This is a genomic window from Facilibium subflavum, from assembly GCF_003574485.1.
In the GTDB taxonomy this organism is placed as follows: Bacteria; Pseudomonadota; Gammaproteobacteria; order Francisellales; family Francisellaceae; genus Facilibium; species Facilibium subflavum.
Map to the genome: position 1 here is coordinate 1 of NZ_QLIT01000121.1, position 16,627 is coordinate 16,627.

General features: G+C 36.7%; 13 protein-coding genes and 1 tRNA gene. 13 read left to right on the top strand and 1 reads right to left on the bottom strand.

The window, feature by feature from the left end; genetic code table 11:
* The first annotated feature begins 170 nt into the window (after positions 1-170).
* From DNK84_RS08035 to DNK84_RS08085, 11 genes are all read left to right on the top strand, one after another.
* Positions 171-1,538: an RHS repeat-associated core domain-containing protein gene (locus tag DNK84_RS08035; protein WP_119344032.1), complete on the top strand. Its 1,368-nt coding sequence runs from the start codon at positions 171-173 to the stop codon at positions 1,536-1,538.
* Positions 1,539-1,640: 102 nt separating this feature from the next.
* Positions 1,641-2,771: an RHS repeat-associated core domain-containing protein gene (locus DNK84_RS08040; RefSeq protein ID WP_119344033.1), complete on the top strand. Its 1,131-nt coding sequence runs from the start codon at positions 1,641-1,643 to the stop codon at positions 2,769-2,771.
* Positions 2,772-2,800: 29 nt separating this feature from the next.
* The gene (locus tag DNK84_RS08045) at positions 2,801-3,907 is read left to right on the top strand and encodes an RHS repeat-associated core domain-containing protein (RefSeq protein ID WP_119344034.1); all 1,107 of its coding nucleotides are present in this window, start codon (positions 2,801-2,803) and stop codon (positions 3,905-3,907) included.
* Positions 3,908-3,985: 78 nt separating this feature from the next.
* The gene (locus DNK84_RS08050) at positions 3,986-5,095 is read left to right on the top strand and encodes an RHS repeat-associated core domain-containing protein (RefSeq protein WP_119344035.1); all 1,110 of its coding nucleotides are present in this window, start codon (positions 3,986-3,988) and stop codon (positions 5,093-5,095) included.
* A 316-nt stretch (positions 5,096-5,411) separates the two neighbouring features.
* Positions 5,412-6,554: an RHS repeat-associated core domain-containing protein gene (locus tag DNK84_RS08055; protein WP_119344036.1), complete on the top strand. Its 1,143-nt coding sequence runs from the start codon at positions 5,412-5,414 to the stop codon at positions 6,552-6,554.
* A gap of 58 nt (positions 6,555-6,612) precedes the next feature.
* Positions 6,613-7,794, top strand: coding sequence for an RHS repeat-associated core domain-containing protein (locus tag DNK84_RS08060; RefSeq protein WP_119344037.1), 1,182 nt, complete (start codon positions 6,613-6,615; stop codon positions 7,792-7,794).
* Positions 7,795-7,922: 128 nt separating this feature from the next.
* Positions 7,923-9,080, top strand: coding sequence for an RHS repeat-associated core domain-containing protein (locus DNK84_RS08065; RefSeq protein ID WP_119344038.1), 1,158 nt, complete (start codon positions 7,923-7,925; stop codon positions 9,078-9,080).
* A gap of 63 nt (positions 9,081-9,143) precedes the next feature.
* Entirely contained in the window at positions 9,144-10,664 is a 1,521-nt protein-coding gene (locus DNK84_RS08070; RefSeq protein ID WP_119344039.1) for a DHA2 family efflux MFS transporter permease subunit, read from the top strand.
* Positions 10,665-10,967: 303 nt separating this feature from the next.
* Complete coding sequence (csrA, locus tag DNK84_RS08075) at positions 10,968-11,156, top strand: carbon storage regulator CsrA (protein WP_119344040.1); 189 nt, start codon at positions 10,968-10,970, stop codon at positions 11,154-11,156.
* Between the two features lie 76 nt (positions 11,157-11,232).
* Positions 11,233-11,325 (top strand) — tRNA-Ser (locus DNK84_RS08080).
* A gap of 197 nt (positions 11,326-11,522) precedes the next feature.
* Positions 11,523-14,111, top strand: coding sequence for a hypothetical protein (locus DNK84_RS08085; RefSeq protein ID WP_119344041.1), 2,589 nt, complete (start codon positions 11,523-11,525; stop codon positions 14,109-14,111).
* Positions 14,112-14,134: 23 nt separating this feature from the next.
* On the opposite strand, the gene DNK84_RS08090 is transcribed toward DNK84_RS08085, so the two are convergent.
* Positions 14,135-15,619 (bottom strand): peptide MFS transporter, encoded by a 1,485-nt coding sequence (locus DNK84_RS08090; protein WP_119344042.1) that lies wholly within the window; start codon positions 15,617-15,619, stop codon positions 14,135-14,137.
* 232 nt (positions 15,620-15,851) lie between these two features.
* Here DNK84_RS08090 and DNK84_RS08095 point away from each other — a divergent pair, with 232 nt between their 5' ends.
* Positions 15,852-16,130, top strand: a complete 279-nt coding sequence (locus DNK84_RS08095; protein WP_119344043.1) for a hypothetical protein — start codon at positions 15,852-15,854, stop codon at positions 16,128-16,130.
* 167 nt (positions 16,131-16,297) lie between these two features.
* Positions 16,298-16,627 (top strand): transposase (locus tag DNK84_RS08100; protein ID WP_208123235.1); only part of this gene is annotated, 330 nt, incomplete at its 3' end.

Here is a 16,627-nt window from a genome sequence, read left to right on the forward strand (position 1 = left end):
AACTTAGTGCCATTAGGGTATAGGTAGGTTATATAGGTTATACTATGGCTAATAATTCTAGTAGCATACACCTTAATCTAAATGCTAGGTAAAAGTTCACTTCAAGGTGACAAGACCACCTTCAGTCAAAAAAAAATTTTACTCATTCATAATTTTAAGGAGTAGCGAGCATGATATTTAAAAGAAAACACATTAATAAAATTCAATCCCGCCAAAAAAGCATAGCAGGCGGAGAAAAAACGGGGCAACAGAATAATGATGAAACTTCACACCATCAGCATAACTCAAAAACCAGGAAAGAAATGACACATTCTGGGATTATCGACTTTCACATAAAGCCAAGGTTTAATTTCTACAGTAGACTTATGATTCTTATGCTTATCAACTTCATGCTGCTCAACGATGCAGAATGCCACAATATAATTTATTACTTATCGAACAACAAAAATAATATTGGCATAATACAACAGAAACAGGATCAAATACAATCAACCAGTTATTTTGCATATGGAAACGCCAAAAGCCATTTAACAAGCCAGGCGAGTTTATCATTTACCTATAATGAGGAATACCAAGATCCAATAAGTGAAATGGTCTATTTACGATCCAGATATTATAATCCATCCACCCAAAGTTTTATAACCCAGGATAACCACATCAACCAATGGAATAGATATAATTTCTCAGATGACAACCCGATTCAAAATATTGACCCAACTGGCCATAGTGCCTGGGATAGCTTTGCACTTAGCTCTGCAATTCTTGCAACATTTGCAATGCCTTTTACCAAGGGGGCCAGCAGTATAATTGCCTTTGGTATTGGTGGATCTATTGGCTCTATTACCCAAGCTATTGGCAATTTTATTCATCACAAAAATATTGCTGCTTCTGGTGATCTTCTTATTGCAGCTTCTGCCTGGGTAGGTATGGTTTCAGCGCAACCTCATTTATTTATAGCAGAACAAGAAGGCGAAGAAAGTGGTATAATAAGTAGTGCAAACAAAGATTTATGGGTTACAAGAAGCGCCATGGCTTCGACTTTGATAAGCGCTTCTGGTGCAAATTTATTAAAATATCAACAAAATTATGGAAATAATCTAAGCTGGAATCTTACTCGCTATATTGCTTTAGGCGCCCTATTTGGGGCTATTGGAGGTTATTTTTATGGCAGACTAAGTCCAAGACTTGATCAAAACACACCTTATTTAAGTGCGGCGCTTAGGGGAGGGTTTAGAACATTTATCAACACCTCTGTAACGACGATAGCTCCTATTCTTAATGATGTTATTGATGCTGCGTCACAGCAAGGAAGTTACAACAAATTTAAAAGCAGCAGCTACTGGTCAAATAATGCAATAAACCTTAGCACTTCCTTTTTCTTAGGGATGGCATCAGGTGTAACACAAGCTTACTGGTTAAAAAACAGCACATCCAGCTATGCAAGTTTACCCAGGATGATTTACCTGAATTTAAAAACACCGATTACAGGAAAGATTATTGCAGGGAAAGTCAAGGATTATGGCAACTTCAATTTCTAAACTATGTTTTTAAGTAAATTTTATAGGATATCAACCCTGTAATTTTAATGTGTACAATACGAAAAAGAATAAAATCTCATACAATAGCAAGTAGGAAATTAAATGAAACAGGATTATTTAGGCTTACTTAAAACAATAATATTTCTTGTAATATGTGCTGCTTTGCCCAGGCTAAACTTTGCTCACCCAGCAATTGCAAAGTTACAGCATGTTGACTTTTATCTCACCAATGGCAAAAGCAATAAGGCAATGCTACCTGAGTCAAATGAGTTTTCTACCTCACAACAAAAGCTTTCATCAACCAACTACACCGCCTATGGCAAAGGCCAGAAAATAGCAAATGCAAAAGGCTTTGGTTATAACAGGGAATACACCGATGAAAACAGCAATCTGGTGTATCTAAGAGCACGCTTTTATCATCCAGCCACACAAACCTTTATCACACGTGATACCAAAATCGATGAATGGAATAAATACGGTTTTACAGGAGGGAATCCTGTCATGAATATTGATCCAAGTGGGCATTCTAAGAAAAAATCATTTTTCTCTAACTTTACAACGCCAGAAGCAATTGGCTATATGGTGGGTGATTTAGCAATGAACTTCACATGGGTATCAATTATTACATTTACCAAGAGTTATGTCATTTATGCACCATCTTCATTCGGTTTTACCATAAACCCTCTCCTATCCATGAGCACTTTTTTAATGGGTGTGATGGGAGCGTTTAGCGCAAACCGGTTACAAAATCATACTCAAGTTCCTACTTATTTCTTCCCACTAAAGGATATGGTAATAGTTACTGCACTCACCGGTATTATCAGACATACAGCTGGGTATTTTTATTATAAAAAGGAAATACAAGAGATGGATGGGCAAGCAGACGAAAATGGTCCGCCAGGAGCAGTATTGGAAGAACTAGTACTAGAACGAGCACGAGCACAAGCACAAGCACAAGCACCTTATGATAATATAGCAGGCGAAGCTGGGGCACCAGCACGAGCACGACGAGCACCTGATGATAATAGAGCAGACGAAGCTGGGGCACCAGCACGAGCACAAGCACAAGCACCTTATGATAATATAGCAGGCGAAGCTGGGGCACCAGCACGAGCACGACGAGCACCTGATGATAATAGAGCAGACGAAGCTGGGGCACCAGCACGAGCACAAGCAGGAGCACCTGAAGGTAATATAGCAGTCGAAGATGGAGAATTGAACGTACTACCATAAAATATAAAATTGCTATAAAGGAGCTTAATATGGAAAACCAAGTGCACTTTTTTAAAAAAATAACTCTTATCATTCTGTGCATATTACCACAGCTAAACTTTGCTCACCCAGTAATTGCAAAGTTACAGCATGTTGACTTTTATCTCACCAATGGCAAAAGCAATAAGGCAATGCTACCTGAGTCAAATGAGTTTTCTACCTCACAACAAAAGCTTTCATCAACCAACTACACCGCCTATGGCAAAGGCCAGAAAATAACAAATGCAAAAGGCTTTGGTTATAACAGGGAATACACCGATGAAAACAGCAATCTGGTGTATCTAAGAGCACGATTTTATCATCCAGCCACACAAACCTTTATCACACGTGATACCAAAATCGATGAATGGAATAAATACGGTTTTACAGGAGGCAACCCTGTCATGAATATTGATCCAAGTGGGCATGGTATATTTGAAGTTTTGACAGCAATATTAGATGAAGAGGAAGCCAATAGACTTACTGAAATGCTGCAAGATAGAAAATACGCAAGAATACACCTTATTAATACTGAACAGACTTATGCAGATTATTCTTCCCATCACCTTGAACTGGAGGATGAAGATCAATTTGTTAAACTCATGCAAAGTGCTTATGATAAGATTAAGCCATTCCATGACCCCTTGGAAACAGCTAAAATTGAATTGGAAACAAAAATTAACTGGTTTGAGTCGTTTAATGAGTCTTCAGAAATTATAAGAGATATATATGGTGATGATTCATTTACACGACGAACACAAAACAATATATCACTACATAAAATACAATACTATTACTTAAAATACCTACAAAGCTCATCAACGTTTAGTCCTCAAATGGCAGAGTTAATGGAGTATGGAGAATTTTTTATAGCACGTGACTATGATAACTTTGTTACGTCCCTTGTCATGATGCCTGCAAAGCCATTAAAGGATCTCGAGGCCTTTGTACCAACGTCTGAATTAACAGACTTTTATGATAAGGATGTATTTCGGACAACGCTTAAGCTCACCCCAAACAGTTTTAGACGGCCAGACGTGTCTCCGAAGGATTTTGAAGCACTCATACTGGGAGATGAGTTATTTAATGATGAGGAGCTCTACCCGCTTATATCCTGACTTTGACACTTTTCAAAGTTATCCACAGGTTTGAAGAAAGATATTTTTGCTCAGGCCTTATTTTATAAAGGAAATTAAATGAAACAGAATTATTTAAGCTTACTTAAAACAATAATATTTCTTGTAATATGTGCTGCTGCACCCAGGATAAACTTTGCTCACCCAGTAATTGCAAAGTTACAGCATGTTGACTTTTATCTCACCAATGGCAAAAGCAATAAGGCAATGCTACCTGGATCCAATGAGTTTTCTACCTCACAACAAAAACTTTCATCAACCAACTACACCGCCTATGGCAAAGGCCAGAAAATAACAAATGCAAAAGGCTTTGGTTATAACAAGGAATACACCGATGAAAACAGCAATCTGATGTATCTAAGAGCACGATTTTATCATCCAGCCACACAAACCTTTATCACACGTGATACCAAAATCGATGAATGGAATAAATACGGCTTTACAGGAGGCAACCTTGTCATGAATATTGATCCAAGTGGGCATGATAAGGAAGAAGAAAATTTGGACAACACGCCGAAGTACTTCCCCCAGTATCTCTTAGGTTTTGCTGGGTTAAGTGGACTTTTGTGCCTTACTAGCAAGACTAATATAGCACCAAAATTGTTATATGAATCAACCCTGCCTTATATGCACTTCCTCAATGTCGCAATTACCCTAACAGACGCGGCGGGAATTATGCCTATTTTTAATTTTAAATCATTGAAATCCATCACATATATCAGTTATTCAATAATTGGGCTAAACGGCCTCATTATGTTATTTAACACAGGGAATAGGCTCTATAGATATATCAAATATATAAACTCTGAAGTATATACTTCAGTACGCTACCTAAATTTAAAAACAGAAAATGAACTTAATGAAATACTTATGAATGCCCATCGTTCTTATAACCAATTAATAGAGCCTAAAATCGCCATGCCGAAAGATGTTTTTAATATAATCCAAGGACTCTCTGTTGATCTAAATGAGCGTACTATGAGACTTAAGGAAACACTTGAAAAAGTACAAATATCAGATAATGCATGGAAGACTTTTTCTGGCAAGCTTGACTTTTCTGAATTAAACAGAAACGAGAAAAACATAATTATAGATACATATAGAAGAGGAAAAAGGATTGATGAGCCTAGAATAGAAGAAAGTATTGATGAAAAAATCTTCGAATTCTAATCACCGAAAAAGAAGCCACATTCCTTTTTCAAAAAATGCAACAGTTACTCTAATGTGCAATTCTATTACTTTAAAGGCATGGCGATTGCTCCAACAAATGAGTTTAAAGCGTTATTAAGCTATAGGACACTTACCTTTAAATGGGTAAATATTTCGATAATGGAAGAATATTATGGCTTCACCCTTTGATTAGGTAAATTCTATAGGCTATATAATCACAAATTTAAGCGTATACTTTATAAATCGCTATCTCACAGTAATTTTATTTTGATAACTATTGAGCTGATAAGTACTTTTCATACAAAAAGGAGAAAATATGAAAAAAAGCCAAGTGAATCTTCTCAAAAAAACAACTCTCATCAGTCTGTGCATATTACCACAGCTAAACTTTGCCCATTCAGTCATTGCAAAGTTACAGCATGTTGACTTTTATCTCACCAATGGCAAAAGCAATAAGGCAATGCTACCTGAGTCAAATGAGTTTTCTACCTCACAACAAAAGCTTTCATCAACCAACTACACCGCCTATGGCAAAGGCCAGAAAATAGCAAATGCAAAAGGCTTTGGTTATAACAAGGAATACACCGATGAAAACAGCAATCTGGTGTATCTAAGAGCACGATTTTATCATCCAGCCACACAAACCTTTATCACACGTGATACCAAAACCGATGAATGGAATAAATACGGTTTTACAGGAGGCAACCCTGTCATGAATATTGATCCAAGTGGGCATGGTATATTTGAAATTTTTGGTGAAATGGCTCAAAGAGTAGAAAATGGAAATCAGCTTGTAGAAGATATAAAAGATGTTTTTGAAGAAATTAAAGTCATGAATATAGAAGCCGCTAAAGGTTCAAACAATGCCACTGAGTTTGTCAATGCTTTGAACAATCAAAGCTATAGGGCGTTAAACTACAAAAGAAATACAATGGTAAGAAGTTTCTTAAAGGAATACAGAAACTCTTATTATTGCTTTGATTTCAGAAAGAGTCGCTATGACTTTATAAAAGGAGATCGTTTAAATTTGCATCCAGATAGTTTATTATTTAATGATATTAGGTCAAGCGTAATGCCTCACGCAAGAGACGATTATAACTATTATTTAGGTAATCGATTACTTTCTAAAGAGTTATTAGAACCTGACATTGTTTACTCACAAGATGTAAAGGTGGATCTAGATAAATACTTTATGCTTCCATCAGATAATCCTGATGTTTTTACGTACTCTAATACAGAGTTAAATGCAGCATATGTGGGGCTTAACGAGATGCAGGCAAGTCACTTTTCTTTAGATGATGATTTTGGTACTGAAGTAAAAATAAATATGCATCTTAATACAATACAATTTTATTATTTAACAGACACTCTATTTGGTGCAACAGAGGAAGCAAGTCAAGAATATGACGAATTTCTATCATATAGGCTAGTAGATCACCGATTCTTAAGAGTTATCTAGGGTAATCCTCCCAAAAAACAAAGAACAAAACCTCATACAACAGCAAATAGGAAATTAAATGAAACAGGATTATTTAAGCTTACTTAAAACAATAATATTTCTTGTAATATATGCTGCTGCACCCAGGATGAATTTTGCTCACCCAGTAATTGCAAAGTTACAGCATGTTGACTTTTATCTCACCAATGGCAAAAGCAATAAGGCAATGTTACCTGAGTCAAATGAGTTTTCTACCTCACAACAAAAGCTTTCATCAACCAACTACACCGCCTATGGCAAAGGCCAGAAAATAGCAAATGCAAAAGGCTTTGGTTATAACAGGGAATACACCGATGAAAACAGCAATCTGGTGTATCTAAGAGCACGATTTTATCATCCAGCCACACAAACCTTTATCACACGTGATACCAAAATCGATGAATGGAATAAATACGGCTTTACAGGAGGGAATCCTGTCATGAATATTGATCCAAGTGGGCATGATATATTTGAAATTTTTGGTGAAATGGCTCAAAGGTTTGAAGGTGGAGATGAAGTTTTAGAAGATACACGCAGTGTCTTTAATGAAATCAAAACAAAGCATATAGAGGCTGCTCAACATGCAGAGGATGCTGCTCGTTTTATCGATGCATTATCCAATGATAACGACTATCATGCATTGATCGCTAGAAGAAATAACTTAGTCCGCAATTTATTAAAGGGATACAAGAGCTCTTATTGTTATTTAAATTGCAAAAGATACCGTTACAACCTCCTAACGCTAACAGGACGGCTAAATATAGATCCAGATAATTTATTATTTAATGATATTAGAGCAAAACTGATCGATGAAACAAATGCTGAGTATATGCATTTTTTACATGAGCAATTGCTTTCTACAAGGCTTATATATGGTTCAGACATACTAGGCGCATTTATTGAATTTCAAAATAGGGCTTATCAGGTTGAGGCAAATGATGACCTTAGCAACTTAATCTTGGATTTTATTAGCCCTGAGATCAGCACACCTTCTTCCTCTGGCATTGATGAACTATATCAGCATCTAGAACATGACCAATGGATGACTGGCTATGCCTCCATGACAGCCGAGCTTGATAATAGCTTAAATAATGCTCTTAATAAGATGCAATTCTATTACTTTAAAGGTATGGCGGTTGCTCCAACAAATGAGTTTAAAGCGTTATTAAGCTATAGGACACTTACCTTTAAATGGGTAAATATTTCGATAATGGACCTTTGATTAGGTAAATTCTATAGACTATATAATCACAAATTTAAACGTATACTTTATAAATCGCTATCTCACAAGTAATTTTATTTTGATAACTATTGAGCTGATAAGTACTTTTCATACAAAAAGGAGAAAATATGAAAAAAAGCCAAGTGAATCTTCTCAAAAAAACAACTCTCATCAGTCTGTGCATATTACCACAGCTAAACTTTGCCCATTCAGTCATTGCAAAGTTACAGCATGTTGACTTTTATCTCACCAATGGCAAAAGCAATAAGGCAATGCTACCTGAGTCAAATGAGTTTTCTACCTCACAACAAAAGCTTTCATCAACCAACTACACCGCCTATGGCAAAGGCCAGAAAATAACAAATGCAAAAGGCTTTGGTTATAACAGGGAATACACCGATGAAAACAGCAATCTGGTGTATCTAAGAGCACGATTTTATCATCCAGCCACACAAACCTTTATCACACGTGATACCAAAATCGATGAATGGAATAAATACGGTTTTACAGGAGGCAACCCTGTCATGAATATTGATCCAAGTGGGCACAAAACTTCACCAATTAAGATTGCTTTTGGTTCGATAGCGTTAGGGCTGTTGACTGCAGCGGGGATTTATATTATATGGTCTGATGATGACGAAGAAGTCCCAAGGCGTGAGTTGCCGCCATTAGAAGAAAATAACTATCATCCACCATACCAGAACACAGGATATGTATCTCACCATGTAGATTATTTAGAGCCCTATAAAGCTGATTTCACGCAAGTAAAGTATGATCTTATAAGAGCCGACTACCTGTTCACTTCTATAAACGGGGATGTTAAAGATTATACCAAACAAACGATTAACGACTCTGTCCTGGGAACCTTAAAACAAGAATCTCCATTATTTTTTTATGCACATCAAGGGCTAGATTTTGACTTAACCGAGCAGAGTCTTTCTGGTCAAGTAGATAACGATATATGGCTACCTGATGCTACCAATAAAAAAATTGATATTACAACTATTAGCGATTCTTATGTTGCAAGACTCAGGTTTTCTTATGGTTTATGGCACCGCCCTGCAACAGGTGAAGCAGAAAATAACTACTATTTCAGTGTAAGCCGACTTTCAGCCCTTGCAAATGAACAGTATAAACTCGAGTCTTATGGCGCAGTTTATAAGAACATGGATGACGTATTGAGCGATAATAACCTAGAATCTGATCTCCGGAATAAGGTACATGAATATTTTAAAAAAATCAAGACAGATAGCTTAGGTGAATTCGAGATGAAAGGGGAGTATTGAAATAACTGTAAAATGCTTTGTAGGTAGTATAGAATAAATCCACACTGACTAATTCACAAACCTATGTCACCATCTAAATCAATGACAAGCATGACAAAATGGCTTATCACCATTACCGTGATGCTTGCAGCCATGATCGAAATTATTGATACAACAATCGTCAATGTTGCTTTAAAGGATATGGCAGGCTCATTAAGTGCCAATACCGAAGAGATTTCCTGGATTGTTACTTCCTATATCGTCTCATCAGCGATTTTTATGCCGCTGACAGGTTTTCTTGTGCGCGTTGTTGGCCGCAAGCGCCTGTTATTTATCAATATCATTGGTTTTTTAATTTTTTCAATGCTTTGCGGATTAGCAACATCACTTGGTGAGATGGTGTTCTTTCGCATCATGCAAGGCATATTTGGCGCCTCGCTTGTGCCATTATCACAATATGTACTTCGTGATACTTTTGACCCGAAAGAGCAGGTCAAAGCAATGGCAATCTGGGGAATTGGTATCATGGCAGCCCCTGTTTTAGGGCCAACAATAGGGGGCTATATCACAGACTGGATGAATTGGCGGTGGATTTTTTATATCAACATCCCGGTTTGTTTAATTGCTGCTACCATGACCATATTGTTTATCAGTGAAACACCACGACAAAAATTAAAAATTGACTGGGGTGGACTTTTATTAATGGTTATCACCATCTCCGCACTACAAATCTTTCTTGATCGGGGGAATAGTGATGGCTGGCTTGAATCGCATTTTATTTTAGCTTTATTGCTTATCTGGATTATCGGGGCTTTTATATTTATTATCAGAGGCTGGATTAATCCCAAAAACATACTAAACCTGCACCTTTTTAAAGATAGAAATTATACAGCTTCATGTATTTTGCTGGTGCTTTATACCGCAGGCATCTTTGGCCTTATGACAGTGCAGCCCTTGATTATGCAAGGCTTTATGAATTATTCAGCCTCATTGTCAGGTGAGCTTATGGCACCACGAGGCATCGCTGCGGCTGTTGCCATGATATTTGTTGCACCCTTGGCTAAGAAAATAGATTTACGTTTTATTATCTTTCTTGGGATTTTAATCACCGCCTATGGCAACTATCTATATGCGCATATCCCTTTAATGAGCGATCCATGGAATTTAACCTATCCAGGGATTATCCAAGGATTTGGCATGGGGTTTTTCTTTGTCCCGGTCTCTACAATGGCATTGCAGACATTAAAACCAGCGGATTTAGCCGAAGGCAGTGGAATGTTTAGTTTTTTTCGCAATTTAGGCACATCGGTTGGCACATCCATCATGGTCACGATATTAACACAACAAGCACAGGTTGCCTGGCACGACATGGTTAAAAACATTAATCCAGCCAACCCAAACTATCAAAGCTGGCTTACCCATACAGGCTGGCAGGCTCAAGATCAAAGCACATTGGCGCATATCGCCAATATGATTATCTCTCAGGCCAATATCATCTCTTTTGATGATGTTGCCTATTTATCCTATCTATTACTGATTGTTTCTGTGCCATTTATTTTTTTGTTAAGCAAACCCAGCAAAGAAGGAATAAGCATAGAACATTAAAATTTCAACAGAAATATTACTAAATGAATATTTTTTTCTACCGCGCTCATCCAGCTGTGCAAAAGATTTAACGGCTTATTTATCACTTTTGACTGCCCAAAAAATGCCAAAAAAAACTGGCATTTTTTCTTTATTTATTTAAAATTGAGCGGTTTTTGATGTATACAGCTTAAAAAAAGCTATACTCATCAATGAAAGTTGGCAATATGAAGTGTGGGGTATATTCATATTGCCTTTTTTAATTAATAAATACAAGTCATCAAGCTTGGGAAGATAAAAAACAAGTAAAAAGGAGCTATGGTAATGCTAATTTTAACAAGAAAGACTGGGGAAACTGTGATGATTGGTGACGATGTTACAGTTACTGTTTTAGGTGTCAAAGGCAATCAGGTCCGACTAGGCATCAATGCACCAAAAGATGTTTCTGTTCACAGAGAAGAAATTTTCGTACGCATCAAAGGCGAATCTGACGCTAACGACTCAGAAGCCTAATCTAAGAAAGCCATAAAAATCGACATTAATCGCTTGACATTAAACTGCCAAGCCGTTAAATTGTTGCAGTGTCCGCGGAGAGATGGCCGAGAGGCTGAAGGCGCTCCCCTGCTAAGGGAGTATGGGGTTAATAGCTCCATCGGGGGTTCGAATCCCCCTCTCTCCGCCACAATTTTTTATTCCAAAGATTTCCCCCCGTTTTCCTTTATTGAAATATCTATAAAACCTTTTTTGTATTCTTATATTTTTACCTGTGTGGTTGGACCACGTTTACATTAGATGCATATCAGCTAATTATAGCTATATACCACTGCATGATATTTTTGCATATTGCTTATAAATTAAATTATCAAAGGAGCTATGACTATGCCAGATAACAACATCTTCCAGGATTTATATAATAGGCATCACGAAAATGAAAATAATGAAATCAAAGCGGCTTATGATTCAGTAGCCCAAAAATTTACAGAATATGACAACAGCACCTTAAAAAAAGTGTTCAGTTTTGATTTAAACAAAACTTATACGCATCACTTACTATTAGATTTACAGAGGCATAGTGATAGTGATATAGAAATGTATAAATATGATCGCACCACATTGGGAAGGGAGCTGGCAGCTAATATAAGTAGAGCCCGTATCGATCTAAACCATTATTTTAGCAATAGAGTAATAGACAAAACTCAGCAGATTTCGGCATCTAGTAACGCGTACAATTTAACAAAAGCATATCTGTTGTATATTGAATTAAATCAAGTACATACAAAAGCAGCTATCAAATATGCTGATACTAAAGATGCACAATCTAAACATACAATGGAAACTACACAAAGCCAGTTGCAAGAATTAGCTTCGAAAGTAGCAAAAACAGCAACTGAGGGAGACAAAAGAGTAACGCTCCAAACATATAATACAAAATATACTGAAGCTATTGATCAATGGGTAACACATTGTCACACACAGCAAACACACCTAAAAAAGCTCGATAATCTTGACAAAAACCTTGCGGCTTTCAATCAGCACCTTAAGGAAGATTTTATTCTACCTTTTGCTATTATCCAACACCGAACGCAAAAGCTTCATCAGCCTGATGACTATAAAGCTGGGCTAAAAGCTAAGCTAAGATTCCAAAAACTTTATCTTAATGCACTTGACGTCCAACAAAACAATATTGGTGTGAATAATGAAACAATACTGACACAGAGTATCATTCAAGGCTCAGAGGTGAACAAAGCTATAAAGAAAGAAGAAAACTCAGGATTAGATAAAATTGGAAAAGAACGCTATCAACTTTTCTGTAATATAAAATCACTACTTGATTGCTCGAATTCAGACGATATTAACGTAAATGAATTTTCACGTCAATGTGAAGCGTTAGAAGAGCTAAAAGATTACTCATCTAATGAAAACGGAAACTTATCCAGCTATCTTTCCAATAAAGAGTTTGCCAACCTATGCAAGCTTTCCGCTCAACTAATATCACTAGGGAAAGCTTTCCATTACTTACATAAAATTGCCAGTAATGCGGGGATACTTATTTTTACTGAAAATGGGTATAAAAGTATTTGGGAAAACTGTTTTGCTCACCTTCACAGATTAATGGAGAGTATTGAGGAACCTATTAATAATAAATCGGATTATAATGATTTATCTAATATAGTACAGTATTTAAAAAAATCCAGGCAAGGAATTCTAGTGCAAGCAACGGAGGTTTCTAAGATTGATACTGTTAAAATCAATGCTGAAATTACAGAGGATACGGAGCATGCAGTTTTTAATTTGAATGTAGTAAGTCAATTAAATGGGGACAATACAGATGAGTTTTATTATGCAAAGCTTCAAAATATACAAATGCATAATCAAAACTACATCGAACAGTTAAAGCAACAAACTACCCAACAGGAAAATTCTTTAACTTGTATTGAAAAATTAGGACAGAAGTATCAGGATGATCATTTGGCCCAAGAAGCTAAAATAGAAGAACTGCAAAAAAAGAATGCCGACTTATTAGCTGAATGGAAGAAATCAGTAGAGGATAGTTATACCACAGTGAAAAACAATATAGAGCAAGGACAAACGCTACTGAAGATTTTCCAAGACGGTAAGAAATTTGACTTGAAATCTATAACAGAAGAAAATAAAAAATTATATGTTGATATTTATAATAAGCTGGAAAAGTCTCAAGATCGTGTAACACAAAATATAAATCCTGAAACTCTCAGAAGTAAAATAGGCGGTATCTTGCCAAGCGTTTCAAACAGTAGCAGTCTATTAACAATATTACAAGAAACCTTAGAGAACATTGTGCCAACTATAAATAAAATAGTCGATGCATTTAACCGTGCCTGTGAACTTGTAAATGAAAATGAGAAATTTGCCACTGATATTTTTGAAGAATACAGAAAACTCCATAACGATGTTAAAAACTATTTGAAAGAAATTGCGTCTTTACAGGAGCAACTAAATCACAAAGATAAGAAAATCATTGAGCTTGAACAAAAACTGTTTGAAGTTGAAGCTAAACTGAAGGAGCCATTGAAGGTTGAAAAGACTATAACTATACCAGATACAATTAAAAACATAGATCAACAACAGGAAAAAAAGAAATCTTTTGTGATAAAGTTAATTTTAGCGGCTAACAAACAAGTAAAATATAAATACCTTGGCGGAGGAACAGAGCTTGATGGCACCTTTAAAAAATTAATTGGACCAGAAAACATTTCATACAAAGTAACCACCAAAGTCGCTCGTGCTTTAGCAACAGTTAATACAAGTTATCACGACACGACATCCTTTGAAGAATTCCGTGAAAATTTAACAACTGCCTTAAAAGATCAAGAATTAAATAAAAGAAAGTTAGGTAGAACTACAGCTACTTGCCAATTTTATAATAACTTAGATAAGGAAAATATAGAAAGTAAGCTTGATATATACGCCATAGCATCTGCTTGTTAACTTAGAGAAGTATTGGGCGCTAGTTATAATACTGCATTTTTATGCCTAAACTTCCGATAAACAAACAACCCAAAACAGATCACTAACAATATAGCACAGGCAATTGCGGCGACCTTTGTAATCTCACCGAAGACATGAGCGTAATTTTTTGCACTGCTGATTAAAAAATCACTGCTTGACTTCGCCATTTTAATACTGGTTAATGAGGCAATCTCTGCGGCTAAGTAATTGGCAGTTGACCCGGTTAATAGCATATAAACACCAGCTAGAAAACCAACTGAACCACCTGGATTTAACCTTGTGATTTCGGCCAAAGCCACTGGATCAACAAAAAGCTCGGCAAAGCCAATTAATGCCATCCCGACAACAACCCAGATCATCGACACCTGCCCATTGCTTGAGGCTGCAATTTTTGCCCCTAGCATAATCATAAAAAAGCCTGCGGTTAATACCAATAATCCCAATGAGATTTTGACCAACGCACCAAGTCTAACACCGGCTTTAATCAGCCAATACCAAAGTTGTGACATAATCACACCACCGATTAAAATCGCAAATGGATTAATCGATTGAAATGAGGCCGCAGGGATCGTGAAACCGTCAAAACTTCTGATAACATTGCGCTCAATAAACAAACTGATTGAACTGCCGCCTTGTTGATCAAATGCCCAAAAAATCAACCCAAAAATCATAAAAAAACAAATCGCAAATAAGGCCTTTTTATCCTGCGTATTAAGCTTTAAAAACAAAAAGAACAGAAAATAAAGGCTCACAGCAACACAGATTAAAAGAATCCAGCCAGCAAATAGATAATAAAGTGCAACACTGAAGAATAATGTCCCGACAACAATACTAATGGTCACCACAGGGAAAACGCGCGCTGACCAAAAACCCTTAACGCGTAAAGCCTGCCAGTCTGGTTTATTGCCTTTTGCAAAATGCCTCTTGCCGCACAAGAAAATAACCAGGCCTGTTGCCATGCCAATGGCTGCTAATAAGAAACCATAATGCCACCCCCAGGTTTGCGCCGCCCAGGCGCATAATATTGGGGCAATAAACGCACCGATATTACCACCGACATACATCAAGGCAAAACCACTATCGCGTTTACTATGCGTCTTTGAATAGGTTGCACCTAATAAACAGGATATATTGGTTTTAAAAAGCCCATACCCACAGATAATCAAGGCTAAACCAAAATATAGTCCACCACTATCAAGTCCTAATACCAAATGTCCTGCCACCATCGTCGCAGCCCCCAACAAGGTTGCCCAATAATAACCAAGATATCGATCAGCAATCACCCCACCAATAATCGGTGTAACATATACCAATGCAGTATAAGCACCATATAGAGCATAGGCATGTTCATCAGTAAACAACAGCTTTTGCGTTAAATAAAGCACCAGTAAGGCACGCATACCATAATAACTGAAATACTCCCAGATATTCACCGCAATGGCATAGTACAACGATTTTGGGTGTTTTGCCGTTAGAGTTTGACTCATAATTTACATATCTTTACAAATTTTGATTATCCCATCATAAATAAAATCCACAAAAAAAGAAGTCTTAATTACGACAGTTGTGTACTTTTCATTTTTTTCAGCTTATTTTAAAACCAGAGCTGTGTTAAAACATCTAATGAACACAACCTTTAAGTATGACATTGCGGATAAGATATTGATATAATACAAAACAGCCAAATAGGGCTGCAATCGGGACAAAACATGTCAAAAAATGAAAAATCAGGTATTCTCATATATAGAAAGTCGACAAGATATTGATCAATCGGCAGTTGAGAGATTAATTGAAGTCATCAATAAAAACACAGATGGTGAATTTATGAATTATTTAGAAAGGCGAGAGCAACAAGCACAGCAGCATGGTGCATTATTAAAAGCCGAAGAAACAGCACGCACAATGCTTGTGGAAGGCCTGGATGAAAAGCTTGTGATTAAGTGTACTGGCCTCGATCTTAATACGGTACTAAAGCTCAAGAAAAACATCAAAAAATAAGCACGTATTTATATTAATGAGGCATTATGACACGATAAGCAAATAATAACCGCATCAGTAGTTTCTAACCATCACATACACAGAAAATATAACTGGGAGTATTGAAATAACTGTGTAAATTCTTTCATAGGTTATAATGGTTAAAACGTATAATCTAAGGACGAAAGATGAAAAACAAAGAACAAAACAAAGCATTAGATCAAGCGCTTGATCTCATTGTCGAATCAGGTGCTGATTTATCCAATCTATTTAAATCAGATGGCGTATTGAAGCAATTAACCAAAGGTCTGGTTGAACGTGCTTTACAAGGTGAACTAAAGGCGCATCTTGGTTATGACAGGCATGAACGTAGCGATTCTGCTAATGCACGTAACGGCACGGCACGAAAAAGCGTAATAACAGAAGATGGCCTATTGGAAATTGATGTGCCTCGTGATCGCTCAGGTGAATTTGATCCTGTACTTGTTCCCAAGCGAAGCACGCGGATTGAAGGTTTG